General features: G+C 27.1%; 24 protein-coding genes and 1 other RNA gene. 11 read left to right on the top strand and 14 right to left on the bottom strand.

Annotated features, from left to right (window positions below):
* Positions 1-18 precede the first annotated feature (18 nt).
* From ilvN to hflK, 7 genes are read right to left on the bottom strand one after another with little or no spacing between them, the layout of a single operon-like run.
* Positions 19-567, bottom strand: coding sequence for an acetolactate synthase small subunit (gene ilvN / locus E5R92_RS06420; RefSeq protein WP_168607260.1), 549 nt, complete (start codon positions 565-567; stop codon positions 19-21).
* Positions 568-2,334, bottom strand: coding sequence for an acetolactate synthase 3 large subunit (locus tag E5R92_RS06415; protein WP_168607259.1), 1,767 nt, complete (start codon positions 2,332-2,334; stop codon positions 568-570).
* A 25-nt stretch (positions 2,335-2,359) separates the two neighbouring features.
* A complete protein-coding gene (gene miaA / locus E5R92_RS06410) occupies positions 2,360-3,295 on the bottom strand; it encodes a tRNA (adenosine(37)-N6)-dimethylallyltransferase MiaA (protein WP_168607258.1) in 936 nt (311 codons plus the stop codon).
* A 2-nt stretch (positions 3,296-3,297) separates the two neighbouring features.
* Positions 3,298-4,713 (bottom strand): Do family serine endopeptidase, encoded by a 1,416-nt coding sequence (locus E5R92_RS06405; RefSeq protein ID WP_168607257.1) that lies wholly within the window; start codon positions 4,711-4,713, stop codon positions 3,298-3,300.
* A 1-nt stretch (position 4,714) separates the two neighbouring features.
* The gene (locus E5R92_RS06400) at positions 4,715-4,900 is read right to left on the bottom strand and encodes a DUF2065 domain-containing protein (RefSeq protein ID WP_168607256.1); all 186 of its coding nucleotides are present in this window, start codon (positions 4,898-4,900) and stop codon (positions 4,715-4,717) included.
* Between the two features lie 9 nt (positions 4,901-4,909).
* On the bottom strand, positions 4,910-5,779 hold the full coding sequence (hflC, locus tag E5R92_RS06395; RefSeq protein WP_168607255.1) for a protease modulator HflC: 870 nt from the start codon (positions 5,777-5,779) through the stop codon (positions 4,910-4,912).
* Positions 5,779-6,879: an FtsH protease activity modulator HflK gene (hflK, locus tag E5R92_RS06390; RefSeq protein WP_168607254.1), complete on the bottom strand. Its 1,101-nt coding sequence runs from the start codon at positions 6,877-6,879 to the stop codon at positions 5,779-5,781. The genes hflC and hflK overlap by 1 nt, the downstream gene beginning before the upstream one ends.
* A 51-nt stretch (positions 6,880-6,930) precedes the next feature.
* Between hflK and E5R92_RS06385 the strand changes: the two genes are divergently transcribed.
* Together E5R92_RS06385 and E5R92_RS06380 are read left to right on the top strand one after the other, a co-directional pair.
* Positions 6,931-7,755 (top strand): Mrp/NBP35 family ATP-binding protein, encoded by an 825-nt coding sequence (locus tag E5R92_RS06385; RefSeq protein WP_168607253.1) that lies wholly within the window; start codon positions 6,931-6,933, stop codon positions 7,753-7,755.
* 3 nt (positions 7,756-7,758) lie between these two features.
* Positions 7,759-8,601 carry an FkbM family methyltransferase gene (locus tag E5R92_RS06380; protein ID WP_168607252.1) on the top strand — a complete coding sequence of 281 codons (843 nt, stop codon included), beginning with the start codon at positions 7,759-7,761 and terminating at the stop codon, positions 8,599-8,601.
* 23 nt (positions 8,602-8,624) lie between these two features.
* Here E5R92_RS06380 and E5R92_RS06375 read toward each other — a convergent pair whose 3' ends face one another.
* Complete coding sequence (locus E5R92_RS06375; protein ID WP_168607251.1) at positions 8,625-9,380, bottom strand: formyltransferase family protein; 756 nt, start codon at positions 9,378-9,380, stop codon at positions 8,625-8,627.
* A 34-nt stretch (positions 9,381-9,414) separates the two neighbouring features.
* Between E5R92_RS06375 and E5R92_RS06370 the strand changes: the two genes are divergently transcribed.
* From E5R92_RS06370 to E5R92_RS07560, 5 genes are all read left to right on the top strand, one after another.
* Positions 9,415-10,656 carry an aminotransferase class I/II-fold pyridoxal phosphate-dependent enzyme gene (locus tag E5R92_RS06370; RefSeq protein ID WP_168607250.1) on the top strand — a complete coding sequence of 414 codons (1,242 nt, stop codon included), beginning with the start codon at positions 9,415-9,417 and terminating at the stop codon, positions 10,654-10,656.
* Complete coding sequence (locus tag E5R92_RS06365) at positions 10,637-11,941, top strand: FAD-binding oxidoreductase (protein ID WP_168607249.1); 1,305 nt, start codon at positions 10,637-10,639, stop codon at positions 11,939-11,941. The genes E5R92_RS06370 and E5R92_RS06365 overlap by 20 nt, the downstream gene beginning before the upstream one ends.
* A 12-nt stretch (positions 11,942-11,953) precedes the next feature.
* The gene (locus E5R92_RS06360; RefSeq protein WP_168607248.1) at positions 11,954-12,616 is read left to right on the top strand and encodes a glycosyltransferase family 2 protein; all 663 of its coding nucleotides are present in this window, start codon (positions 11,954-11,956) and stop codon (positions 12,614-12,616) included.
* A 42-nt stretch (positions 12,617-12,658) separates the two neighbouring features.
* The gene (locus tag E5R92_RS06355) at positions 12,659-13,885 is read left to right on the top strand and encodes a hypothetical protein (protein WP_168607247.1); all 1,227 of its coding nucleotides are present in this window, start codon (positions 12,659-12,661) and stop codon (positions 13,883-13,885) included.
* Positions 13,886-14,064: 179 nt separating this feature from the next.
* The gene (locus E5R92_RS07560; protein ID WP_268233869.1) at positions 14,065-14,190 is read left to right on the top strand and encodes a hypothetical protein; all 126 of its coding nucleotides are present in this window, start codon (positions 14,065-14,067) and stop codon (positions 14,188-14,190) included.
* Positions 14,191-14,194: 4 nt separating this feature from the next.
* On the opposite strand, the gene thyX is transcribed toward E5R92_RS07560, so the two are convergent.
* Positions 14,195-15,142 carry an FAD-dependent thymidylate synthase gene (gene thyX, locus E5R92_RS06350; RefSeq protein ID WP_168607246.1) on the bottom strand — a complete coding sequence of 316 codons (948 nt, stop codon included), beginning with the start codon at positions 15,140-15,142 and terminating at the stop codon, positions 14,195-14,197.
* A 20-nt stretch (positions 15,143-15,162) separates the two neighbouring features.
* Between thyX and ssrA the strand changes: the two genes are divergently transcribed.
* Positions 15,163-15,463: a transfer-messenger RNA gene (gene ssrA, locus E5R92_RS06345) on the top strand.
* On the opposite strand, the gene E5R92_RS06340 is transcribed toward ssrA, so the two are convergent.
* A complete protein-coding gene (locus tag E5R92_RS06340; RefSeq protein WP_168607245.1) occupies positions 15,462-15,833 on the bottom strand; it encodes a pyrophosphohydrolase domain-containing protein in 372 nt (123 codons plus the stop codon). The genes ssrA and E5R92_RS06340 overlap by 2 nt on opposite strands.
* 66 nt (positions 15,834-15,899) lie before the next feature.
* On the opposite strand from E5R92_RS06340, the gene fumC reads away from it, so the two are divergent.
* Positions 15,900-17,288 carry a class II fumarate hydratase gene (gene fumC / locus E5R92_RS06335; protein ID WP_168607244.1) on the top strand — a complete coding sequence of 463 codons (1,389 nt, stop codon included), beginning with the start codon at positions 15,900-15,902 and terminating at the stop codon, positions 17,286-17,288.
* Here fumC and E5R92_RS06330 read toward each other — a convergent pair.
* Positions 17,276-18,727, bottom strand: a complete 1,452-nt coding sequence (locus tag E5R92_RS06330; protein WP_168607243.1) for a hypothetical protein — start codon at positions 18,725-18,727, stop codon at positions 17,276-17,278. The two genes, fumC and E5R92_RS06330, sit on opposite strands and share 13 nt — an antisense overlap.
* 44 nt (positions 18,728-18,771) lie before the next feature.
* On the opposite strand from E5R92_RS06330, the gene E5R92_RS06325 reads away from it, so the two are divergent.
* A complete protein-coding gene (locus tag E5R92_RS06325; RefSeq protein WP_168607242.1) occupies positions 18,772-20,808 on the top strand; it encodes an ATP-dependent helicase in 2,037 nt (678 codons plus the stop codon).
* Complete coding sequence (locus E5R92_RS06320; RefSeq protein ID WP_168607241.1) at positions 20,805-22,499, top strand: aminopeptidase P family protein; 1,695 nt, start codon at positions 20,805-20,807, stop codon at positions 22,497-22,499. The genes E5R92_RS06325 and E5R92_RS06320 overlap by 4 nt, the downstream gene beginning before the upstream one ends.
* Here E5R92_RS06320 and ligA read toward each other — a convergent pair.
* The 3 genes from ligA to lpxC are packed head-to-tail and all read right to left on the bottom strand — an operon-like array spanning position 22,482 to position 26,321.
* The gene (ligA, locus tag E5R92_RS06315) at positions 22,482-24,512 is read right to left on the bottom strand and encodes an NAD-dependent DNA ligase LigA (protein ID WP_168607240.1); all 2,031 of its coding nucleotides are present in this window, start codon (positions 24,510-24,512) and stop codon (positions 22,482-22,484) included. The two genes, E5R92_RS06320 and ligA, sit on opposite strands and share 18 nt — an antisense overlap.
* A gap of 1 nt (position 24,513) precedes the next feature.
* On the bottom strand, positions 24,514-25,362 hold the full coding sequence (locus E5R92_RS06310; RefSeq protein ID WP_168607239.1) for an outer membrane protein assembly factor BamD: 849 nt from the start codon (positions 25,360-25,362) through the stop codon (positions 24,514-24,516).
* Positions 25,363-25,400: 38 nt separating this feature from the next.
* Complete coding sequence (lpxC, locus tag E5R92_RS06305; RefSeq protein ID WP_168607238.1) at positions 25,401-26,321, bottom strand: UDP-3-O-acyl-N-acetylglucosamine deacetylase; 921 nt, start codon at positions 26,319-26,321, stop codon at positions 25,401-25,403.
* Positions 26,322-26,371: the final 50 nt, after the last annotated feature.

The following is a 26,371-nucleotide window of genomic DNA, read 5'->3' as shown; positions in this document are numbered from 1 at the left end:
TTTTCTTCTCCTTTATTTTTAATTAAAAATTTCTGCACCTCTTGTCATTGCAACCGCTCCAGTTCTTGAGGCACTAACAAGACCAAATGGTTTTAAATTTTTTATCAATTTATCTATCTCTCTTCTTAATGCTGTTATTTGAATTACAGCAGATTTATTTGTTTGATCTAATATAACTGGATTGTATTTTTTACAAGCATTTAAAGCTTTATTAATTTTACCACTATTCGCAACAACTTTTAATAACGCCATCTCCTTAAATATAACTTTTTTATCTTCTCTTTTAAAATTTCCAACTTTATGAACTGGAACTAACTTTTTCAATTGTAATACAATTTGCTCAATTACTTGAGGGGTTCCAGTAGTTACAATTGTAATTCTAGAAAGATTATTTTTTTGATCTACTTCTGCTACGGCTAAAGACTCTATGTTGTAACCTCTTCCAGAAAATAGACCTACTACTCTTGATAAAACACTTGCTTCGTTATCAACCCAAACAACAATTATATGGGTATCAATTTTACCTAACTTACTAGGTGTACTGTATGCTGATTTAGATTTTGCCATTTAAACTAAAGATTTTCCTTTACCTGTAATCTTATTCTCTTCCTGGTCCTTAGGTCCTAACAACATTTGATTATGTGGTTTTCCAGAAGGTATCATTGGATAGCAGTTCTCAGCTTGATCAACGTGGCAATCAAAAATAACTGGTCTGTCTATATTTATCATTTCTTCAATTTTTTCATCTAATTCACTTGGATCTTTTGCTCTAATACCAACACAACCATAAGCTTCAGCTAATTTTACAAAATCTGGTAGTGCCTCTGAGTAACTTTCTGAGTAATTTTTTTCATGAAGTAATTCTTGCCACTGCCTAACCATTCCCATGTATTGATTGTTCAAAATAAATATTTTTACAGGAAGGTTATACTGAACTGCAGTTGAAATTTCCTGCATGGTCATTAGAATTGATGCTTCACCAGCAATATCTACTACTAGTTTTTTAGGGTGTGCCACTTGCACTCCTATTGCAGCAGGTAATCCATAACCCATAGTTCCAAGTCCACCTGATGTCATCCACCTATTGGGCTTATTAAATTTATAATGCTGTGCAGCCCACATCTGATGTTGTCCCACTTCAGTAGTAATATATGTGTCCTGGTTTTTTGTTAATTCATAAAGTCTTTGAACAGCATGTTGAGGTTTAATAATTTTATCACTATTTATAAAGTTTAAAGACTGTTTGGTTCTCCATTTTTGAATTTGTTGCCACCATTTTGATATTTTTTGTTTATTTGATTTTTCTAGATTTAAGTTTTTCTTTTTTAAAGTTTTTGTAGTTGATTTTATTACATCACTAACATCACCAACGATAGCTAGATCAACTTTTACAATTTTATTAATCGATGATGGGTCAATATCAATATGTACTTTTTTAGATTTTGGAGAAAACTCATCTATCTTTCCTGTAATACGATCATCAAATCTTGCACCTATATTAATTAATAAATCACAATCATGCATTGCATTGTTAGCTTCATAAGTTCCATGCATACCAAGCATTCCTAAAAATTGATTATCATCTCCTGGATAAGCGCCTAGTCCTTGCAAAGTTGATGTAATAGGAAATCCAGTTAATGCTACTAATTCTCTTAAAAGTTCGCTTGCCCCTGGGCCTGAATTAATTACTCCACCTCCAGTATAAAAAACTGGTTTAGAGGATTTTTTCATTAAGTCTACTAATTGGTCAATTTCTTTTTGATTAAATTTACTAAGAACTTTTCCATTTAATTTTTTTTCTTTTTTAGGTTTGAGATATTTTGCTTTTGCAAACTGAATATCTTTTGGAATATCAACTAATACTGGTCCTGGTCTTCCAGTTGTTGCAACTTCAAATGCCTCATGCATTATTCTTGGAAGATCATTTATATCTTTTACTAACCAATTGTGTTTTGTGCAAGGCCTAGTAATTCCTGTGGTATCACATTCCTGAAAAGCATCAGTTCCAATTAAGTGTGTAGGTACTTGTCCTGAAATACAAACTAAAGGAACTGAATCCATGTAAGCATCTGTTAATGCTGTTACAACATTTGTTGCACCTGGACCAGAGGTTACTAATACAACACCTGGTTTTCCAGATGATCTTGCATAACCCTCAGCCGCATGACCAGCGCCCTGTTCATGTCTAACTAAAATATGTTTTATTGATGGATGATTTTTTAACTCATCATAAATAGGAAGTACCGCTCCACCTGGATAACCAAAAATATGATCTACTTTTTGATCTTCCAAGCATTTAAATACGATTTCAGCACCTGTGTATAAATTACCCATTTGGGCAATCTAGCTGAAGTTGTGCTCATTGGTCAAGTTTAAGAAGTGATTTATTTAATTTTTTTATAAAATCACCAATCCTTGTTGGTTTAATTTTTTTCCATGATGTCATCCTAGTTCTGGCCCAAGTAGCTTGTCTTTTAGCGTATTGTCTTGTTTTAATTGATATTAATTCTTTTGCTTCTTCTAAAGTGACTTCATGATTTAGATACTGTGTCAATTCGGCAATCCCAATTACCTTATTTACACTCTGATCTTTTCTAATTTTAAGTTTAAGAAACTTTTTAACTTCATTTATAGCTCCACTATTTATCATGTTGAGAGTCCTTAGATTAATTCTTTCGATAAGCTTTTCTCTTTTTGTTTCAATAAAAAGTTTTAAAAAATCACTGTTTTTAAATTCAGATTCAGTACTAGCTAACCAATTATACATGGAATTATCTGTATAAGATTTAATCTCATATGCTCTTATAGATCTTTGTGTATCATTTGGATCAAATTTATCTTTAACTTTAGGATCTAGCTTTAAAAGTTTTTTATAGAATTTTTTTTGTCCTTCTCTTTTAGACATTAGTCTAACTTTATTTCTAAACTTAAGAGGTATCTCTGGAATTTTAACTAGACCATTAATCAATGACTGAAAATAAAGACCAGTTCCACCAACTAAAATTGGAATTTTTTTTTTTTTTTGAATATTCTTTATTTTTTTAGTTGCAAGCTCTAACCATTGCCCGGTTGAAAATTTTTTATTTAAATCAATAACTCCATAAAGATGATGTTTAATATCTTTTTGTTCTATTTTATTTGGTCTTGCAGTTAAGATTTTTAACTTCTTATAAACCTGCATGCTATCAGCATTGATGATTTCTCCTTGAATTTTTTTTGCAATCTTGACAGCAAAATTTGTTTTACCTGAAGCGGTTGGACCTGAAATTAGGATAATTTTGGACTGTTTGTCCATTATTAATCTAGTTTAACACCAATATATCTTCTTTGATTTTGATTGTTATAAATTACAATCAAAATTGTTTTTTGATTAGATTTTAAAACAGTGTCCAATATATCTTCAAGATTTTTAGCTGATTTTATTTTTTTCTTTTGTGCTTCAACAATAATATCTCCAACATTTAAGTAGTCTACAGGGCTATTTTTTCCAATATTTGTTATAACTAAACCTGTTGTTTGATTGGGCAACTTTCTTTCTTTAATATCATTATCATTTAATGGTCTTACAATAATTTTTAATGATTTGATTTCTGAAATTTCTGGAGTTTCTCTTTTCGTATCTTTTGGTTCTTTTTTTTTAAAGTCACTTGAAGTTTCAAGTCTACCTAGTTTAATCTTTTTAGTAATCTCTTTTTTATTTCTCCAAACTTTAACTTCAATTGTTTTACCTACTTCTGTTTGTGCAACAATTATTGGTAGTTCTTTCATTTCTTTAATCTTTGTTCCATTAAATTCTAAAATGATATCTCCAGCTTTAATCCCTGCTTTGTCAGACGGGCTTTTTTCTGCAACACTAGCAACTAATGCTCCTCTAGGTTCATCTAATTTTTCAACATCGGCAATTTCTTTCGTTACTACTTGAATTCTAACTCCTAACCAGCCTCTTTTGGTTTCACCAAATTCTATTAACTGACTAACAACTTTTTTTGCACTATTAGATGGTATTGAAAAACCTATACCTATCGACCCACCTTTTCCTAAAATTGCTGTATTAATTCCAATTACATCACCATTCATATCAAATAAAGGTCCACCTGAATTCCCTGAATTGATTGAGGCATCTGTCTGAATATAATCTTCATAACGAGATAGACCAATTGATCTATTTCTAGCAGAAATAATTCCTGCTGTTACTGTTCCTCCCAAGCCAAAAGGGTTACCAATTGCAATAACCCAATCACCAATTCTTGCTTTATCAGAATCTCCAAAGCTAACTGGTATAAACTTTTCTTTAGAATCTATTTGAAGAACTGCAATATCAGATAATGGGTCTTGCCCAATTATTGTAGCTTTATATTCTTTATCACCGCCCACTCTTACTACGATATCTTCAGCATCTTGGATAACATGGTTATTCGTAATTACGACTCCTTTTTCATCGATTATAAATCCTGAACCTAATGCAGCAGACTTCCTTGTTTGAGGTGTTCCAAATTCTTTAAACATATCTGCAAAAGGTGATCCTGGAGGAAATTCAAAACCAGGAAATGGATTAGCATTAGTTACAACCGTTGTTGTCGTTGAAATATTTACAACAGATGGCATTAATTTTTCTGCTAAATCTGCAAATGATGCAGGCGCATCTTTTGCCAATACATGTGATGCAAAACTTATTGCAAATATTATAATAAATAATTTTTTAATTCTGTTCATATTAGCTTTTAATGTACCAAATAATTATAAAACCTATAACTGCAAAAACTAAACCACCACTTCTTAACTGTGTATCTTTTATTAACTCCATTTTTTTTAACATACTTTTCATTTTTGATGGAAATAAGGCGTACAATATTCCTTCGATAAAAAGAAAAAGACCAAAAGCTATGATCAACTCCTTCATAAAATTATGTTACTGAGATTTAGGTTTAATATTCCCAAAAAATTTAAAGAACTCACTGTCAGGAGATAAAATTACTGAAGTGTCTCCACCTATTAAAGCAGTCTCGTAAGCCTGCATTGCTCTGTAGAAAGCAAAAAATTCTGGATCTCTACCAAATGCATCTGCAAAAATTTTGTTTCTCTCACCATCTCCTTGTCCTTTCATGATCTCAGAATCTTTGTTTGCATTGGCTAGTAATACAGAAACATCTTTGTCAGCAGTTGATGTAATTGTTACTGCCATTTCAGCCCCTCTTGCTCTAAACTCTTTAGCTTCTCTTTCTCTTTCAGTTTGCATTCTTCTATAGATAGCTTCACTATTTGCTTGAGGTAAATCAGCTCTTTTAATTCTAACATCTACAATCTTAATTCCAAATTTTTGAGCTTCTGCGTTTACACCTTCTTGAATTAAAGACATTTGCTTAGATCTATCTTTTGATAGCAATGTTTGTAATTCCTGTTGACCTAAAACATTTCTAATTCTTGAGTTAATAATTGTTGCTAACCTTGATCTTGCGACTCTTTCATTGCCTACCGAAATGTAGAATTTTAGAGGATCTATAATTTGAAATCTTGCAAAAGCATCAACAATTAATCTCTTTTGATCAGATGCAATAACCTCAGCTGGTGGTGTATCAAGATTCAAAATTCTGCTATCTAAAAAGACAACATTTTGAATAAAAGGTATTTTAAAATTTAAACCTGGTTTTAATATAATTTTTTTAGGGTCACCAAACTGAAGTACAATTGCTTGATTTACTTCTTTAACAATAAATATAGAAAAAAAAGCTAATGCCCCAATTAAAATAATTATCGGTAATAAAATTTTTTGTGCTTTCATTAATTACTTGCCTTTTTTTTACCTAACTCTGGTAATGGTAAATATGGTACCACACCTGCACCGGCATTTTTTTCAATTATTACTTTATCAATATCTGCCAAAACTTTTTCCATAGTCTCTAAATACATTCTCTCTTGAGTTACTTCTTTGGCTTTCGCATACTCATTATAAATAGACACAAATCTGCTAGCTTCACCTTCTGCTTGAGCAACAACTTTTTGCTTATAAGCTTCTGCTGCCTGCATAATTCTCGCAGCTTCCCCTCTTGCTCTTGGAATAACATCATTAGCATAAGCTTCGGCTTCATTCTTAGATCTTTCCATATCTGCTCTTGCTGCCTGAACATCTCTAAACGCATCAATTACTTGATCAGGTGGATCAGCTTTTTGCGTTTGAACTTGTGTAATTTGAATACCACTATTGTATTCATCTAGAATTGATTGAATAATCTCCTGAGTTTCGACTTCAATTAAAGCTCTTCCCTCAGTTAAAACTGGTTGAATTTTACTTTTAGCAATTACCTCTCTCATTGCTGTCTCTGCTGCAGCTTTTACTGTTCCTTCAGGATCTTGTATTTCGAATAAAAATTTACCAGCATCTTTAATTACCCAGAAAACTGAAAAATCTATATTAACTATGTTTTCATCGCCCGTTAACATTAAACTCTCTTGAGGAACATCGGCAACTCCTCCACCTTGAGAAAAACCACTATCTCTCTCAGATCTAAATCCGATATCAATTCTATTTACTTTCGTAACTTTTGGTGTTTGAACTGTTTCTACTGGAATTGGGATATGATAATGTAATCCTGGTTGAGTAGTTTTTACAAACTTTCCAAATCTAAGAACAACACCTTGTTCATCGGGCCCCACCCTATAAAGTCCACTTGCCAACCATACGAAGGCTAAAATAATTAAAATTAAACCAATTGGTTTTTTTCCTGATGAACTTCCACCAGGTAAAAATCTATTTATCTTACTTTGAATATCTCTAATTAATGCATCGATGTCTGGTGGTGTGGGTCCTTTTCCAGAACCATTTCCTCCACCAGGAGGTGTTCCCCACGGGCTTCCGCCTCTACCTTGAAAATCATCTGACATATGACAAAGTATATAATGTCTTTCTAATAAAAAACAAGTAATGATGAGATTATGACTGATAAAAAGCCTGAACTAAGTGACGCAATGAAGAAAAAATTGGAGCCTAGAAAGTTCACAAAGAACCCAATTTTAGGAACAAAATTTACAATAGCTGTATCAAGTGCAAAAGGAGGAGTTGGAAAGTCAACTTTTGCAACTAACCTTGCTTTAGCTTTAAAACAAATTGGCTGCAAAGTTGGTTTACTTGATGCGGATATATATGGTCCATCAATTCCAAAAATGTTTGATATTAATGAAAAGCCAAAAAGTGATGGCCAGACTTTAACTCCAATTACAAAATATGACATTCAATGTATGTCCATTGGGTTTCTTGCTGACCAGCAAACTCCAATGATTTGGAGAGGACCTATGGTTACTAGTGCAATTAAAACTTTTACGCAGAAAGTTGGATGGAAAGATTTAGACTTTATAATTGTTGATATGCCCCCAGGGACTGGAGATACTCAATTAACTTTTTCTCAAGAAATTAAGATAGATGGAGCAATCATTGTTTCAACTCCTCAAGAAGTTGCACTTCTTGATGTTAAAAGAGGGATTAAAATGTTTGATAAGCTTGGAGTTAAAATTTTAGGTTTAGTGGATAACATGAGCTATTTCACTGGCGATGATGGTAAAAAATATAAAATATTTGGCGAAGGTGGAGTTAAGCGAACTGCTAAGGAATTTGAAAAAGAATTTTTAGGAGAAATTCCAATAAATCCTGAAGTTGGAAAATGTGGTGATGAAGGAAAACCAATTGTTGAAGCTAACCCTGAGCATGAAATTTCTAAGATATATTTAGACTTTGCTAAAAAAATTAAATCAACATATCTGTAGAACTTGAAAACAAATAATAAAATTTTAATTGCCAAAATAATATTTAAAACTCTTAGCCTCTTTGGATTAAAAAAAAAAATTATTATAAAAAGGAATGCAATAAAATGGAATATAGATATTTCAGAAGGAATTGATTTATCTATTTTTTTATTTGGCTCATTTCAGCAAGCGTTAGTAAAATCTATACATAGATATATATTTGATAATAACAAATCCAAGAATACATTTTTTAATATAATTGATGTAGGAGCAAATATTGGTGACAAATCACTGTCTCTATCTAGAGATTTGCTAAATAAGAATTTTTTAAATTTTAAAATTTTTACTATAGAGCCAACAGATTACGCTTTCAAAAAAAAAATTAATAACATTAATCTTAACCCTATATTAAAAAAAAAAATTATTCCTTTTAAATATTTTATTTCTAATAATAAAAATAAACCAAAAAAAGTTTATTCAAGTTGGAGCCTTAATAACAATAGAAATGCACATCAAATACATAAAGGAGTTTTAAAAAGTATAAATAAGTTTACAAAAAATATAACTTTAGATGATTTTATTAAAAAAAATAAGATTAAAGATCAAATTATTTTAAAAATTGATGTAGATGGATTTGAAATGGATATATTAAAGAGTGCTATTAAAACATTAAGAGATAGAAAACCCATAATATTTATGGAGTATGCGCCCTATTTATTTAATGAACAGGGAACTAGTATGAGGGAATTTTATAGTTTTATAAAAAAATATCATTATGAAACTTATGATTTAAATTATAATAAGCTAAACAAAATAATAGTAGCTGATGGATCAACTATAGATATTATCTTAATAAAAAATCAATAATTTAATTAATCATATATAGTAATTCAAAAATTTATTAACTTATTTATTTTTTTAAATTTGAACTTTAATAATTCTGAAATTTGCGGAAAGGTATAATAAGAGTTCAAATCATCTTGGGTCAATGCTTTATTTTTTAAACTGTCATATTCTAGAATACATTTTTTAAAAAAATTAATACTTTCATCATTAAAATAGAGTTGCTTGTAGGTATGGAGTAGGCCTTTTGAATAATCTATTGAAACCAGATGTTTTTTTATAATTGGTCCTTGATCAATTTTACTATCTACTTTGTGAAAAGTAAGACCAATATTTTTTTCTTTGTTCAGTATAGAATAAAAGTTTGGAAAAAAACCTCTATATTTCGGCAGTAAACCAGGGTGAAAATTAACCACCTCAGTATTGATCTTTTTTAAGGTTTTTAATTTTATAATTTCCACACAATTAATTAAAACTATTAGGTCATATTTATTATTTTCTAAAAAATTAAAAAATTTATCAGAATTAATGCTTTGTATCCCTGTTTGATGGTAGTCAAATTTTTTTTTTATAAATTGAAATTTAGTAATATTATAAATTAATTCAAATATTTCTTTTAAACTAAACATCAATAATAAAAAAATATTTCTTTTGAGTATAGAATATTTCTTAGTACTTGATTTGTTAAGCATTAATACAGAAGAACCAGTAAGTTCTTTATTTAATTTAAAAATTATAGGTTTAAAAAAAAAATTATCATAATCTGATGAAATAATTAATATTTTTTTTGGATTAATAGTCATATACAAATAATTATACTGTTATAAAATAAAAGACATGGCAATACCATTTTTTTCTATCGACCTTAAATTAATTGATCTTATATCAATAATAAAAGACATTTTACTACCCTATAATAAAAAAAAAAATGAAAATAAATTTAAAGAGTTATTACAAAAAAGATATCCTAATAGGTATATTTCTTTATTGCCTTCAGCAAGACTAGGCTTTTATCTAAGTCTAAAATTTTTGTTAAAAAAAAATGATGAAGTAATTTTTTCTTCAATGAGTTTTCCGCTTTATGTTAAGATTGCAAAACAACTTGATTTAAAAATAATATTAGTAGATGTTTTGGAAAAAGATCTAAATATAGATGTCTCTAAGATAGAGGAAAAAATAAATAAAAATACTAAAGCAATAATAGCAACTCATTTATTTGGTTATCCATGCGAAATAGAAAAAATAAAAAATATTTGTAAAAAACATAATTTGTTATTAATAGAAGACTGTGCACAGTCATTTAATTCGAAAATCAAAAATATTGAAACTGGGAATTTTGGTGATGTGGGTATAACAAGTACAAGCTTACTTAAAATTCCCACAACCCTAAGTGGAGGAATTTTAATTTCTAAAAATAAAGAATTGGCTAATAAGGTAAACGAATGGCAAGAGATGAATTTAAAAGATAACTTATCTTTAAAATTTAAACTTTTTATCAAAGTAATATTATCAATTTTAAATTCATATCCAAAAATTTATTCAATACTATCAGATAAAATTTTTAATTTTTTATTTAAATATAATCCAAAAATATATAGAAAAATTTTATATTCAGGCATGGGTGTTAAAGAGCTTAAATATGACCCTTTGGAAAGACCTGAATTAGCAAAGTATCAAATAACAATAGGAATTAGTCAATTAAATCGATGTGATGAAATGAATAAAATCAGAAAAATGCACTCTGTATTTTTTCAAGAAACTTTCAAAAAATATTCAAACATAATTGTTATAAATAATCATTTTGAAGATGAATGGAATCATCAATATTTTGTAATTCTAATTAAAAAAGATTTTGCTAAAATTAATAAAGAATTATTTAAATTAGGAGTTCATGCTATGGATGAAAATGTTTGGGATTGTTCTAAATATAATTTTGATATAAAGAATAAAAAAGAAGTATTTCCAATAACTGAAATGGTAAATGGAAAATTATTAAGAATACAAAATAATTCTTTTTTAAATAAAAAAAATATTCAAGAAATTGCTCAAAAAATAATTAATGGAAATAATAAAGTTTAAAAAATTCAAAAGTATTGATGGTTTTGTTAATAAAAATTTAAAATATCTTAATGTTAAAAAAATAAATTTTTTAAATAAACACAAAAGTTTTAGCTTTATAGGTAAAGGTAATTCTATTTCAGGATTACCTTATGATAATAAAAGTCTTTTAATCAATTACGATATTGAGGATGAGTTAAAGTTTGATAAAAGAAAATCAGAGTTAAGCGTTAACGGGAATATTGAAGTTTACAAAATTCATAATTATCTGCTGAAGAAAAAATTATACTTTCCATCATTTCCCTCATATTCCAATGTAACAGCCGCAGCTTGCATTGCAAACTGTGTTCATGGATTAAACCCTAAAATGGGAATAATAAAAGATTTTGTCAAAGAAATTAAAATTTATAATCCAAATTTCGGATTTAAAACATTAAGTTTAGAAAAAAATAAAAAATTATTTTTTTTAACAATAGGTGGAATGGGATTAACTGGATTAATTGTAAATATTAAATTTAAGACACTTAAACTAATGTCTTCAAATCTTAAAATAGAAAAAAATATAGAATTTACAGATTTAAATCATATGTATAAATATCTTTTAAATAATAATTATTTTTATAATCAAAATAATATTTTTATTGATTTAAAAGAAGGTAAAATACTTGGAAGGGTTTCATCTGGAAATCTTAGTCAAAATAAAATTAATTTACGATTTATTAGTGTCAAAAAAATTAACTCAATTAGATTAGGTTTTTTTAGATTTAGTGTTTTTAAAAAATTATTTGAAAAATTAATTTTGCTTAAAGAGAAAAAGTTTAAAAAACTAAATATACATATCAATGATGCTTTTTATCCCTCTAATAGGAGACTTATATACTTTAACTTGATGGGTAAAAAATTTATTGAATACCAATCGATTATTCCACATGGTAATGTTAAGCCTTTTCTCAAGGATCTAAAAGTTATGATAGATAAACATTCGCCACTAATTTCACTTTGTCATTTAAAAATTTTTAATGGAAATTCACATTACTTACAATTTAATGGTAAAGGTCTGGCGCTAAGTATTCACTTAACAGTTAACTCAAAATTTAATAGTTTCTATAAAAAATTAAATGATCTAAACCATAAATATAATTGTAAAATTAATATCTATAAAAATTCACTTATAAAAATTAACGATATAAAAAAATCATATGGAAAGAATTATGATATTTTTAAACGTGAAATAATTAAATTAAATAATAAATTTATTATTGTTAATCAAATTTTCAATAATAAAAACTTTTACAAAAGGGGATAAAGTTTAATAAGCATGGAAGATTTAACACTGGTAATACCTGCAAAAAGAGAAGAGGGTTCTTTACCATTGGTTCTTAATGAGATTAGAAATTTTAATTGTGCTGTCATCGTAATCCTAGAGGAGAGTGATGTACTTACGATTGAAGCTATAAAAGGATTTAATTGTAAAATAATTTTACAAAAGGGTAGAGGATATGGAAATGCCATTATTGAAGGTATCAATGCAGTAAAAACTGAACATCTTTGTATCTTTAATGCAGATGGGTCTTTTGATCCAAAATATCTTAATAAAATGTTAAAACTTTGTAAAGATCAAGATTATGTTTTTGCTTCAAGATATTTAAAAGATGCTGGAAGTGATGATGATACAATTGTAACTAAAATAGGAAATTTTATTTTTTCAGCATTAGGAAATATCTTATTTTCTCTTGGATTATCAGATATATTATACACATACATTATGGGTAAAACAAAATCTTTTAAATTACTAAATTTAGAAAGCAATGATTTTTGTTTGTGTGTTGAGATTCCAGTTAAAATGAAAAGAATGGGTGCAAAATATTTAGAAGTACCAAGTTTTGAGCGAATTAGAATTAATGGAATTAAAAAAGTAAAAGCATTTCAAGACGGGTTTAAAATACTTGTCTATATGATTAAACTTTTTTTAAAAATTTAGCAAATGTTGAAGAGTTGATATGTTAAAAAATAAATTGAAATTATGAAGAAAAAATTATTAACTGAAATAGCCTATTTTTTTTTTATTTTCATTTTTTTTTTTATAATTTCAATTTATTTTTTTCAAGATTATCTTAATAGTCATTGGACAACTTCTTACGATCAAGAGACGGCATTAGCCTATAATGCTTTACTATTCAACTCTGGTATTGAACAAGAAATGACCGATCATTCTGCATATTTTACAATTTTATTTACTTCATTTTTTTATAAAATTTTAAATTTTGTTGGATTAAATGATGTTTATAAATTTTCTCAAATTGCCGAATTAAACCTTAATCAAATATTTCAACAAAATGTATACTATTTAAGATTGTTATCAATTTTATTTCATGTTTTTGCTTTTTTAGTGACCACTTATTTTTTTTTAAATTACTTTAAAGATAAAATTTTATCTTTTTTTTTAAGCACAATGGTATATTTTTTATATGGAAATTTAAGTCTAGCATATGGGGTAAGACCAGAGTTAATTTCCTATCTATTTTTAATTTTTTCTTTAATTTTTATATTTAGATTTTTAGAAAAAAGTAATATTTTTGATTTGTTTTTATTTTTTCTGTTTATTTTATTTTCAATTCTTAACAAATTACAGGTTATATTTTATTTTCCTTTCATCTTATTTTTTAGTTATTTTCATCTTAAAACAATTTATTCAACCAATATTTTTTACAGATTAAATATCAAAAAAGAAAAGATATTAAGTTATATATTTATTTTTTTAATTTCATATATCAGTTTAAAATCTTTAATATTTCTTCGTGATTATAAAACATGGATATTTTTACTTTTGTTAATTTCAATAATTAATTTATTTTTCTACAGAGTATCTTCTAAAAAAAATATTTCAGATAATTTAATTCTTTTAAATCTTTGCTTAATATTTTCTTATATATTTTTTAATCTGCTAGTTTTTTTACATCCCTCAGGATCATTGCTTTCAATTAATAAGACTATTTTTTCAGTAGTAAAATCTGCATCTCAATACAATGATGAAATTTCATCAATTTCAATCTCTTCAATTAACTTTTTAATGAATCTTTTATCATTATTTTTAAAAAACATTTTACTAATTTATGAGATAATTTTTAAATCAATTAATTCTTATTCTATAATTATTTTTACTTTTCTTATATTTTTTATTTTAAATTTTAAAAGATATACCAATAAAGAAAAAAAAATTATTTTAAGCCTTTTATTTTCTTTTTTTTAATATTTTCTATCAACTTACTAAGAGGTGATCTCTTACAATATTATATTTATTTTGATTATATAATTGTTTTTTTAGTTGGTATTATACTTGTTAAGTTTAAAAAAAAGATTAGTTATCTTTTGGTTGTAGCGCTAGTTTCATCAACAGTTTACTTTAATTTTGATAAAAAATTTATTCACATGAATGATAAATCTCTTATTTTATGTAAAGAACTAAATGAAAATGTTAATAACAATCATTTTGAGGCTTGGCATAAAAAGATACCAATTAAAAAATTTCATGATTATTGTTTAAATTACAATTAAATATTTAAACTTTTTTATCATCTAAGTTAAATGCTTGCATTAACTCATTCCACTCTCTTTTTGATAAACCAGAACTACTTATATCAACATTTTCACCTTTAATAAATTTTTGGATTATTGCTTTACCTTTTGCAGAAACCTCTGTACCGCCAACTCTGTAATCCATAAATGCGTCGTAAGTTATAGGCACCCATTTCTTTACAGTATCCAACATAATGTCTGCATAAACTCTTATTTCATATTGGGCATGACTATCAGCTCTTAATCTTAAAAAATTCATTAAGTTTAATAAATCAGTTTTCCAATACCACTGAGTGTAAGTATTTAAAGTTAAATTCATTCTTGCAAGCTCCCTAGCAAGTCCTTTTTTATTTTCATTAATAGTTGATCCATCAAATCTTTGATTGAGCATCATCTCATAATTGTCATAAGTTTGCTCAGCATCATTTTTTAAAAGTTCTAAAACTTCTTTTGCTTGTTCACCTTCAATCACATCACCTCTACCTTGCCTGTTAATTGAAGACTGTGCTGCTAAATTTTTTGCTGATGGTAAATAAAACTCTTTATCTAAAATTGAATACCTAGCTGAGTATTCATTAACATTTGCAGTTCTATGTCTGATCCATTGTCGTGCAATAAAAATCGGAAGCTTTACGTGATATTTAATTTCACACATTTCAAATGGAGTGCTATGCCAATGTCTCATTAAATATTTAATTAGACCTGCATCTGTTGAAACTTGCTTGGTTCCTTTTCCATATGAAACTCTAGCTGATTGAACAATTGAACTATCATCACCCATATAATCAACAACCCTTACAAAGCCATGGTCCAACGCGGGCATTGCCTCATAAAGGATACTTTCAAGTGCCGGTACAGTAACTCTTTTAGTTTGATTTTGTTGAGACTGTTGATCTTTAATTTCTTGTGTTTGTTCTGTAGTTAATTTCATAATTTTTATTGAATCTTTTTTTTATTGAATCTCTTTCAAATGCTTTTATATTAATACTGTTGGCTTGCCAACTACGACGATAAACGAATTTCGTAATAACCATTACGGACGTGGGGGCAGTACCCACCACCTCCACCATTACAACTTACGGGGGTGAAATAGGATCGACGGGTGACTAAAGGCTATTCTTTCGTTCGGAATTGTTCCACCGTAACGGGCTAAACTTTAAATGCTAACGAAAGTTACGCTATTGCTGCATAACTAACTTAGGTTAATTATAGAAGCACGGTCTGGGGCACCGGGTAACAGAACGCCCCTACTAATTTACAAATTTAGTTAAATCAGGTTTAAAATATTTAGGGCCCTTCATAACTTTTCCAGATTCGTTATAAATAGGCTTGCCATCCTCACCTAATTTACTCATGTTTGAACTTTGTACTTCTTCAAAACACTTATCAAGATCGATACCAAACGCATGTCCAGCCCCATAAGCTACATATAATATATCTGTTAAAGCATCAGCAACTTCTAAAAGATCTTTATTTTTCATTGCTTCTTTAAGTTCTTCTAATTCCTCTTTTATTAAATCATATCTAAGACTGTTGATCTTATCAGTGCTAAAAGATGGCTTAGTTTTGACTTCTTGACCAAAGGTTTCCATAAAAGTTTTTACTTTGTTAAAATTTGACATTTAGTTCCTGTAAGTTTTTAAAAATTAATATATAAGTATATTAAATTACTAATTATATATTAATCAATGAAATTAAGAAAAGAATTCGACAGCATTGGAAGTATCAACGTACCTAGTGATAAATACTGGGGTGCATCAACTCAAAGATCTAACAAATTTTTTAATATTGGAAAAATTTTAGTTAATATTTCAATAATAAAATCTATTGCAATCATTAAAAGATCTGCTGCTTTAGTGCATTATAAAGAAAAGCAGATCAATAAAAAAATTGTCAATGCAATAATTAAAACTTCAGAGGAAGTTATTAAAGGAAAATTAGATGAAAATTTTCCTTTAAAGGTTTGGCAGACAGGCTCTGGCACACAAACTAATATGAATGTTAATGAGGTGATTGCAAATAGAGCAATTGAAATATTGGGTGGAAAAAAAGGTTCAAAAAAACCAGTTCATCCAAATGATCATGTAAACAAATCTCAATCAACAAATGATGTTTTCCCAACAGCTATGCATATATCTGTTGCTCAAGAAACTATATCAAAACTATTACCTAGTTTAAAAATTTTAGAAAAAGAGTTAGCAAAAAAATCTAAAGAATTTAAAAATATTATTAAAATTGGCAGAACCCACTTGCAAGATGCAACACCTTTATCACTTGGACAGGAATTTTCAGGCTATCAGGTACAACTAAAAAAATGCATTGATAGAATAGAGCTTGCTCTTAAAGAAGTATATTTTCTAGCACAGGGCGGGACAGCTGTTGGGACGGGTATTAACTCTAAAAAAGGTTTTGATAAAAAAATTGTTAAAGAGATCGCCAAATATACTAAAATCCCTTTTAAACCAGCTCCAAATAAATTTGCAGAACTTGCAGCACACGACTCTATTGTAAATTTTTCAGGTACACTAAATACTTGTGCTGTTACATTAATGAAAATATCAAATGATGTGAGATTTTTAGGTTCAGGGCCTCGAGCTGGATATGGTGAATTAATACTACCAGAAAATGAACCTGGTTCGTCAATTATGCCTGGAAAAGTTAACCCTACTCAATGTGAGGCAGTAACAATGGTTTGTGCTAAAGTAATAGGCAATCATACTGGAATTACAGTTGCTGGATCGCATGGACATTTTGAATTGAATGTATTTAAGCCAATGATTGCTCATAATGTACTTCAATCAATAGATCTTATTGCAGATAGTACTAAAAATTTTGCGATTTATTGTGTTAAAGGAATAAAAGCTAATAAGAAAAGAATTAAAGAACATCTGGATAATTCATTGATGTTAGTTACAGCACTAGCTCCACATATCGGATATGATAATGCGGCAAAAATTGCAAAGGTAGCTTTAAAAAATGGGACAACACTAAAACATGAAACTCTTAAAACAGGTCTTGTTGATGAAAAAGACTATGAGAAAATTGTAGACCCAAAAAAAATGATCTACCCTTCATAAAGACCTATTAGTTCATTTAATAACCTTCTACTTTTAGTTAAATTATTAGAATTATTATCACTAAAACCTTCAGCTATATTGTAGAATTGATCACTCACTTTATTGTCATCTATCTTAATATTCTTAAATGCAATTTCATTACTCAAAAAATCATAAATTATATTTAGTTTAATTTTTTTAATATTTTTTCTTAATCTCTTATTGGTGTTTAAAAAAGAATATAATTTATGAGTATTTTTAATATCTATTGATAAATTAGCAGTTAAAATTAATCTATCTTTTTCTAAAAATAAATCACTATTAGAAACTTCTAGTAAACCAATATTGTTGTTAATAAATAATGATTTATCAAAACTTATTTTTCCATTTAAAATTCTTAACTCTAGTTTAGCTTCATTAATAATTGCATCTCTTTTTTTTGATTTTATATTTACTAAAGTGTTCACACTAATATTTTGATTAAATAATAAACCTGATTTAATAAATTCATTAATGATAGAATTTGGTGCAAATAAATTAGAAGTTCTATAATCTTCTAGATTAATCTCTAGATTTAGATCAAATGGATTTATTGATAATTTTCCATTATAATCTACTTTAGAATTAAAAGATCTAGAACCATCTGATTGAAATATTACTATTTGATCCTTGATACTGTATTTTGTATTGATAGATGAATTTAGTATAGAAATATTATTCATTCCACTTTTAAAATCTTCATCTTTTTTAAAAAATTCGTTAATAATTTTAAGTTTAAGATCAGGAACATTTATCTTGATCTTTTTTTGTGAATTTATTGTATTTTGATAATTTAATTTAAAAGGGATATTAAATACTTCACCATTTAAATCGAATAGATTAAATAAATTTTTATTATCAAAAAATAAAAATGCCTCAGAAATTTTTATAATTGAAATTACTTCATTTAAATTATCCTTTAAAAAAATATTACTATTATTAATTTTAATTTTTTTTTTAGAAAATTTATTTTCACTCTTTTTGTAAAGTGTTTTTAAATCATTACTTAATAAAAAAAAATTTGCCTCTTTAATAGATACTTTATTTATTCTAGTGCTCTCTTTGTTAAAAAAATTATTTTGACTAATAAAAACATTTAATACTTTAATCTCTGCTAAAGAGGTTTTGCTGTTACTAATCAAATAATGAGGTTTTGGTAAAATACGATATGAGATATCGAAAGATTTACTTAGATTTATATTAAATTCTTTGCTTAATTTATTAACAACCTTATCTATTACCCAATTTTTATCATACAATAGGGGTATTAATAAATAAAAAATATAGGCAAATAATACACTAATTATAGTTATTATATATTTATTAAAAGTACTAACATGAAACTTATTATTTGTTTTATTTTTAAGTTTGAATATTGTCTTTTTAATTAAGTTATTAAAATTTTTAACAATTTGTTTCATAAATCACTTTGAAAGTTTTAATAGCTTATAATCAAATTTAAAAAATGATAAACTCTGAATATTTAGACAATCTTAATAATGCTCAAAAAGAAGCGGTTTTATACCTTGATGGACCATTATTGATTGTTGCAGGAGCTGGATCTGGAAAAACAAAAGTTCTAACTTCAAGAATTGCTCATATAATCAGTGAAAAAAAGGCCTTTCCAAATCAAATCTTATCAGTAACTTTTACCAATAAAGCTGCAAAAGAAATGCAAAACAGAGTTAGTTCTATATTAAATTCTGAAGCTATAGGGCTTTCGTGGCTTGGGACCTTTCATTCTATATGCGCAAAGCTTCTAAGAAAACACGCACCTGCAGCTGGATTAACTTCTAATTTTACAATTATTGATACGGATGACCAAATAAGATTAATCAAAAATATATGTAAAGCTGAAAATATTGACATAAAACAATTGGCACCAAGATTTATTCTTTCAATAATTGATAGATGGAAAAATAAAGGGTTCTATCCAGATGAAGTCGTTATCAACAAAAATGATATTTTTGAAAGAACTATACTTCCTATCTATAAAATTTATCAACAAAAATTATCAGATCTAAATGCATGTGACTTTGGTGATTTAATTTTACACGTAGTTAAAATTTTAGAAAAAAATCAAGACATAAGAAATATTTATTCAAATAATTTTAAATATATACTAGTGGATGAGTACCAAGATACTAATTATATACAAAGTAGATGGCTTAATCTACTCTCTGAAAAACATAAAAATTTGTGTTGTGTTGGAGACGATGATCAATCTATTTATAGTTGGCGTGGAGCAGAAATAAAAAATTTCTTGGAATTTGATCAAGTGTATAAAAATTCAAAGGTAATAAGATTAGAAGAAAATTATCGTTCTTCACAAAATATATTATCCGTTGCTTCAAATCTTATAGCTAATAATCAAAATAGAGTTGGAAAAACTTTAAAAACAACAATGGAAGAAGGAGATCTTGTAAAACTTAATTGTTTTAAAAATGGAAAAGATGAGGCAATAGGAATTTCTGATGAAATTGAAAAGAAACTTAAAAAAAAATATTCTTTTAATAATATTGCTATTTTAGTTAGAGCTATTTTTCAGACAAGAGAGTTTGAAGAAAGATTTTTAAAAATTGGTTTACCTTATAGAATTCTTGGTGGAACAAAATTTTATGAAAGAGCAGAAATTAAAGATTGTGTTGCATATTTAAGATTGATTCATCAATCAAAAGATGATTTGGCATTTGATCGAATAGTGAATAATCCTAAAAGAGCAATTGGTGAAAGTACGATAAGATTAATACATGAGTTTTCAAAAGTGAACACTGTTAGTTTGGAAATTGCTTCCAAAAAATTAATAGAAGAAAATCTAATTAAGCCCAAAACTAAAATTGGTCTTAGCTTTTTTTTATTCCTTATGGATAAGTGGCGAAATGACATTAATATAAAAAAAATTAATCATGTTAAATTATTACAATTAGTTTTAGATGAATCTGGCTATTCAAATATGTTAAAAAACAAAAAAGACCTAGAAAATGAAAACAGACTTGAAAACATTAAAGAACTTTTAAGTGCGATGAAAGATTTTGACAATTTAGAAAGTTTTCTTGAACATGTTGCTCTTGCTACCTCAGTTGATCAAGATTGGGATGGGGAAAAAGTTAACATGATGACAATGCATGGATCTAAAGGACTTGAATTTGATGTGGTTTTCTTACCAGGCTGGGAAGAAGGTCTTTTTCCACACCAAAAATCTATTGAAGAAAAAGGTCAAAATGGGCTTGAAGAGGAGAGAAGATTGGCTTACGTGGGTATAACAAGAGCTAAAAAAAAGGCACTTATATCCTTTGCTATGAATAGGTTTTATCAGGGAAATTGGATAGACAGTATGGCTTCGAGATTTATTGAAGAATTACCAGAAAAATTTTTAGAAAAGAATTCTTTTTTTGACGACTCTAAAGATAATGAAGAAGATTTTGAATTTAATCAAGATTTTGAAATTGAAGAAGGGACTAGAAGTCCTGGATGGATACGGTATCAGAAAAGAATTAAATGATTTTAAAAAAGATAAAAATTCTAAGAAGTAAATTTAAACAACATAACATTGATGGTTATATTATTCCAAAAAATGATGAGTATTTTTCAGAATATGCAAAAAATGATAGATTAAAAAATATTACTGGTTTTTCAGGTTCAGCAGGTTTTGCGGTAATTTTAAAAAAACAAAATTATTTATTTGTTGATGGAAGATATACTATTCAAGCTCATCAACAGTCATCTAAAAATTTTAAGATAATTGAAATTCATAAAAAACTACCTCATACATTTATTAAAAATTTTAATTTAGGTTACGACCCAAAACTATTTACATCCAAATTACTTAGTAAGTATTTTATAAATAATAACCTAGTTTCTATTAATCAAAACTTGATTGACCAAATATTTAGATTTAAAGAAAAATATACAAAACCATTCTATTCTCTAAACAAAAAAATTGTAGGTGAGTCATGTAGTTCCAAAATTTCTAAAGTTACAAGATTTCTTAAAAACAACAAAGCAGATTATTGTTTCATTTCTGCGCCAGAAAACGTAGCTTGGCTTTTAAATATACGTGGATATGATAATCCCAATAGCCCAATACCAAATGCTAGATTAATATTAAATAAAAAAAAGGAATTATTTTTAGTGGCAAATGAAAATAATTTAAAAAAACTACTTGTAGATAAAAAAATTAAAAAGAAACAAATTTTATCAATCAAATCACTTCCGCAATTTTTAGATAACTTAAAAGGTAAAAATTTTATTATTGATAATAAAACTTGCTCAATTTTTTATGAAAAAATAATTAAGTCAAAATTTAATATACTTAAATTTAATGATCCAGTTTATGAACTAAAATCAATCAAAAATTCTACTGAAATAAAACATATGATTGAAACACATAAAAAAGATGGCTTAGCTTTAACAAGATTTATTTACTGGATTAAAAATATTAATAAAAAAAAAATTACTGAAGTATATGCTCAAAATAAATTAGAAAAATTTCGAAAGTTGAATAAAGATTATTTATTTCCAAGTTTTGACACTATTGCTGGTGCGGGTTCAAATGGTGCAATTGTTCATTATAGAGCTAATAAAAAAACAACTAAAAAAATCGAACTAAGAGACATTTTATTGCTAGATTCTGGTGGACAATATCATTATGGAACTACAGATGTTACAAGAACTATTTCATTCTCAAAACAAAAAAAATTTATCAAAAATGCTTACACAAGAGTATTAAAAGGTCATATTGCTGTTGCCTTAACAAACTTGAATAAAGATAATACGGGGAAAAAAATCGATATAAAGGCTAGAAAATTTTTAAAGAAAGAAGGTCAAGATTATGCCCATGGAACTGGACATGGAGTTGGTTTTTTTTTAAATGTTCATGAAGGACCTCAATCAATTTCAAAACATAATTCTATAAAGATAAAAAATGGAATGGTCGTAAGCAATGAACCTGGTTTTTATAAAAAAAATCATTTTGGTATTAGGATTGAAAACTTAATTTATGCCAAACAAACCAAAAGAAGGTTTAATTTTGAAAACCTTACACTTGCTCCATTAGAAAAAGACTTAATTGACTATAAACTATTGAATAAAACTGAAAAAAACTATTTATTTAAGTATCATTTAAATATTTATTCAGAATTTTCTAGTTTACTTAATAAAAAAGAAAGAAAATGGTTAGCTACTCTTATTTAACATTTTTAACCATTCTGTTTGATTAATAACTTTTATATTCCAATCTTTAGCTGTATTTATTTTTTTTATAGTTGGTTTTTCTCCAGCAATTAAATAATCAAGTTTTTTAGTAACGTTGCTGATTATTTTTCCTGAATCTTGTTCTATCAATGATTTTGCTTCAGCCCTGCTAATTCCAATTAACTTTCCAGTTAACATAAAAGTTTTATTTTTTAATAGCCCATTATTATTTATTAAAATTACATCTTTGATTATTAATTTTTTTTCTAGTTCAGATAGTACTTTAAGATTAGTTTTATTTAAGAAAAATTTTTTGACGGACTGAATTTGTGTTATTCCAATTCCGTCAATATTAGATAAATTTTCAATATTACTTTCTCCTGATAATCTAAAAAAATTTGATGATGTTTTGAGATGTCTTGCAATAAGTTTCGCATTTTCTTGTCCAATATGCCTAATACCTAATGAATAAATAAATCTCTCTAGAGAAATATTTCTTTTTTCTTCAATTGAAAATTTTAAGTTAGCAACTGATAGTTTTCCCCATCCTTCAAGTTCTTCTATTTTATTATAATTAAGCTTAAATATATCCTGTGGAAGTCTAACTAATTTTAGATTCCAAAAATTTTCGACAATTTTTTTTCCAAATCCGTCTATGTTAAATGCATCCTTAGAAATAAAATGTTTAATTCTTTCTATGGCAATTTTTTCACATTCAAATCCCTCACTAGCACACCTTCTTACAGCATCTTGTCTTTTGGTTATCTCATTATAATCTTTAATTGTTTTGCTCCCACAAGATGGGCACTTTAGAGGAAAAATAAATTTTTTTGAGTTTTGTTTTCTTTTTTTTAAATCTACCAAAACTACATGTGGAATTACATCTCCTGCTCTTTCAACTGTGACCGTATCTCCTATTCTAATATCTTTTCTAACAATTTCATCTTCATTATGAAGTGTTGCATTTGAAACTATTACGCCCCCTATATTAACTGGTTTAATTTTAGCAACTGGGGTAAGTGCCCCTGTTCTGCCAATTTGTATTTCAATATTCATTATTTCTGAAATAGAGTTATTTGCTGAAAACTTATGTGCTATCGCCCATCTGGGTGCATTGGCAGCAAAACCTAATCTTTTTTGTAAATCAAAATCATTAACTTTATAAACAATTCCATCTATATCAAATGCCAACTCTTTCCTTTTTTCCTCTAATTCTTTATGATTTAATATTAAATTTTTAACTCCAATAATTTTTTTGTTAAATGGATTTATTTTGAAACCCCATAATTTTAAGTTTTCTAAAAAACTTATTTGATTATTTATATTCATTTTTTTTTCATAACCGTATGTGTAGGCTATAAATTTTAGTGGAATTTTTGCTGTTATTGATGAATTTTTTTGTCTTAGTGATCCAGAAGCAGCATTTCTAGGGTTCGCAAACTTCTCATTAATTTTTTTAAAATCATTATTTTCTATAAAAACTTCACCTCTAATATCTATTTCTTTTGGAAAGTTACTCTTAGTAATTTCTAAAGGTATATCCTTAATTGTTTTTAAATTTTGTGTAATATCTTCTCCTTCATTGCCATCTCCTCTAGAAAGTCCTTTAGTTAATTTTCCATTGATATAAATTATGGATGCCGATATTCCATCAATTTTTGGTTCAGCACTATATTCAATAGAATTTGTATCCTTCAAACTTAAGAAATTAATTATTTTTTTTTCAAAATTTTTTAAGTCTTGTTCATTGAAAGCATTTCCAAGTGATAACATCGGAACTTTATGCTTTACTTTTTGAAAATTTTTTGAAGGTTTAAATCCTATGGATTTAGCTGGTGAATATTCACTTTTTAAAAATTTATATTTATTCTCTAAATCTATTATTTCTTTTTTTAAAAGATCAAATTTTTGATCTGATACAATAGGTTTGTCATTATCATAATAATGTTTGTTATATCTCTGAAATAAATCAATTTTTTTTAAGTATTCAATTTCAAAGTCTTTATCATTCATTTTACTCGAACAATCCCTTAAATCTTTTTATTAGCCCTATTTTTTTCTTTTTATCTTTTTGTAATTCTTTTACTCCATCTCTATAATTTTTATTAAATACTTTATAGGAATTTTTATACCAATCAGAAGATTGGTAATTATACCCTAGTGTGTTTGCATATTTTTTTGACTCATCTATCAATCCAAGTCTATAATTAATTTCAACCAATCTATGGAGAGCTTCTTCTGTATAAATAGTTGTATTGTAATCTTTAACAACTGTCTTAAATCGATTTAATGCTGGGATCCACTTAGTTTTTTTTAAATAATATCTAGCTATATACATCTCTTTTGAAGCCAAAACTTCATTAATTAAATCTAATTTAAATTTAGCATCAATGGCAAATTCTGTACTAGAGTAATCTCTAATTATAGTTTCAAATTGCTCCTTGGAGTCTAATATTGATTTTAAGTCTTTTTTTTCATCAACTATTTGTTCGTAAAAACTCATACCTAGAAGAAAATGTGCATAAACTTTATCTTTATGATTTGGATATGTTACTAAATATCTTTCTAACTCGAAAATTACATCGCTGTAATAATCTTGAGTATAATACGCATAAGCTGCCATAATTGCAGATTTTGCTGCCCAGGGTGACTGTGGAAATAACAACTCAGCCTCATTAAATTTTTTAGCTGCTAACAAAGCATCTCCTCTTTGAAGTTCAAAATACCCCTCCTTGTATGCACTAGACATTTGCATTTCCATATCTACTTCTTCAATCTCAGATATTTTTTTTGTTTTATCTCCACAAGACCAAATAAAGATAAATGTGATTAAAAGAAGTATAATTTTTAATTTTGAAAGCATTTTCTTATTCTAACAGATTATGAATAAAACTCTATTTTTTAAGCAATAGATCTTAGGTGACTCTTATTTATGAAGGTATTTGGCAAATGTTTTTCTGTAATTTCTATTAATGAAAAATTTTCATCTTGTTGAAAAACTTGCCTCAATAATTGGTTAGTTAATTTGTGTCCTCCCTGAGAACAAACAACCTTTCCTATTATTTTATAACCAGCTAGATATAAATCTCCCATACAATCTAAAATCTTATGGTTTACAAATTCTTTTTTATTTCTAAGGCCTTCTTCATTTAAAATTTCATTGTTCTTAACAACTATTGCATTCTCAAGGCTACCACCTTGAGCTAATCCCATTTCTTTTAGCTTTTCAATATCTTCAAAAAGACAGAAGGTTCTTGAATTATAAATATCAGTCAAATCTGACTCAAATACATTTACAAAATTTCTTTGTGTTCCAATTAAACTATTTTCATATTTTAGTTCAAAATCTATATCCAAACTAACCTTGCTTGGTTCTATAGAAATTGTTTTTTTACCATCATTTAATTCAATTCTTTTTTCAATCTTAATTATTTTTATTGGTGCTTCACTATTTTTTATTCCAGCTTTGGATATTTCTTCAATAAAAAGTTTTGCTGATCCATCAAGAATTGGAACTTCCTGATTGTCAATCTCTACCAACGCATTATCAATTCCTAAGCCATATAATGCTCCCATTAAATGCTCTATTGTTGATATACTAACTCCACTTTCATTTGCTATGGTTGTGCAAAATACTGCACTACTAACATTAAAAATGTTTGGAACTATTATATTATTTTCTTTTATATCTATTCTTTTAAAAAGAATCCCTGAATTTGGTTTTGCTGGCTTAACCGTCATAGTTACATTTCCTCCACTATGAAGCCCAACACCTTTAAAGGTAATATCTCTATTGATAGTTTTTTGATTAAGAACAGACATTATTATTCTTATAAATAATTGATTTAAATTTAGAAAAACAACAAATGTTA

The organism is Candidatus Pelagibacter giovannonii (assembly GCF_012276695.1).
Taxonomy (GTDB): Bacteria; Pseudomonadota; Alphaproteobacteria; order Pelagibacterales; family Pelagibacteraceae; genus Pelagibacter; species Pelagibacter giovannonii.
Note: the sequence above shows the minus strand (reverse complement) of the source record. Positions and strands in the feature narration are given on the sequence as shown.

Coding starts and splice junctions, on each gene's coding strand:
- ilvN (WP_168607260.1), bottom strand. CDS start 567: ATGGCAAAATCTAAATCAGCATACAGTACACCTAGTAAGTTAGGTAAA.
- E5R92_RS07560 (WP_268233869.1), top strand. CDS start 14,065: ATGAATGATAAATCTCTTATTTTATGTAAAGAACTAAATGAAAATGTT.
- E5R92_RS06385 (WP_168607253.1), top strand. CDS start 6,931: ATGACTGATAAAAAGCCTGAACTAAGTGACGCAATGAAGAAAAAATTG.
- E5R92_RS06370 (WP_168607250.1), top strand. CDS start 9,415: ATGGCAATACCATTTTTTTCTATCGACCTTAAATTAATTGATCTTATA.
- E5R92_RS06320 (WP_168607241.1), top strand. CDS start 20,805: ATGATTTTAAAAAAGATAAAAATTCTAAGAAGTAAATTTAAACAACAT.
- E5R92_RS06355 (WP_168607247.1), top strand. CDS start 12,659: ATGAAGAAAAAATTATTAACTGAAATAGCCTATTTTTTTTTTATTTTC.
- E5R92_RS06340 (WP_168607245.1), bottom strand. CDS start 15,833: ATGTCAAATTTTAACAAAGTAAAAACTTTTATGGAAACCTTTGGTCAA.
- E5R92_RS06415 (WP_168607259.1), bottom strand. CDS start 2,334: ATGGGTAATTTATACACAGGTGCTGAAATCGTATTTAAATGCTTGGAA.
- E5R92_RS06375 (WP_168607251.1), bottom strand. CDS start 9,380: ATGACTATTAATCCAAAAAAAATATTAATTATTTCATCAGATTATGAT.
- E5R92_RS06325 (WP_168607242.1), top strand. CDS start 18,772: ATGATAAACTCTGAATATTTAGACAATCTTAATAATGCTCAAAAAGAA.
- thyX (WP_168607246.1), bottom strand. CDS start 15,142: ATGAAATTAACTACAGAACAAACACAAGAAATTAAAGATCAACAGTCT.
- E5R92_RS06360 (WP_168607248.1), top strand. CDS start 11,954: ATGGAAGATTTAACACTGGTAATACCTGCAAAAAGAGAAGAGGGTTCT.
- E5R92_RS06310 (WP_168607239.1), bottom strand. CDS start 25,362: ATGCTTTCAAAATTAAAAATTATACTTCTTTTAATCACATTTATCTTT.
- E5R92_RS06405 (WP_168607257.1), bottom strand. CDS start 4,713: ATGAACAGAATTAAAAAATTATTTATTATAATATTTGCAATAAGTTTT.
- fumC (WP_168607244.1), top strand. CDS start 15,900: ATGAAATTAAGAAAAGAATTCGACAGCATTGGAAGTATCAACGTACCT.
- hflC (WP_168607255.1), bottom strand. CDS start 5,779: ATGAAAGCACAAAAAATTTTATTACCGATAATTATTTTAATTGGGGCA.
- ligA (WP_168607240.1), bottom strand. CDS start 24,512: ATGAATGATAAAGACTTTGAAATTGAATACTTAAAAAAAATTGATTTA.
- E5R92_RS06400 (WP_168607256.1), bottom strand. CDS start 4,900: ATGAAGGAGTTGATCATAGCTTTTGGTCTTTTTCTTTTTATCGAAGGA.
- hflK (WP_168607254.1), bottom strand. CDS start 6,879: ATGTCAGATGATTTTCAAGGTAGAGGCGGAAGCCCGTGGGGAACACCT.
- lpxC (WP_168607238.1), bottom strand. CDS start 26,321: ATGTCTGTTCTTAATCAAAAAACTATCAATAGAGATATTACCTTTAAA.
- miaA (WP_168607258.1), bottom strand. CDS start 3,295: ATGGACAAACAGTCCAAAATTATCCTAATTTCAGGTCCAACCGCTTCA.
- E5R92_RS06365 (WP_168607249.1), top strand. CDS start 10,637: ATGGAAATAATAAAGTTTAAAAAATTCAAAAGTATTGATGGTTTTGTT.
- E5R92_RS06330 (WP_168607243.1), bottom strand. CDS start 18,727: ATGAAACAAATTGTTAAAAATTTTAATAACTTAATTAAAAAGACAATA.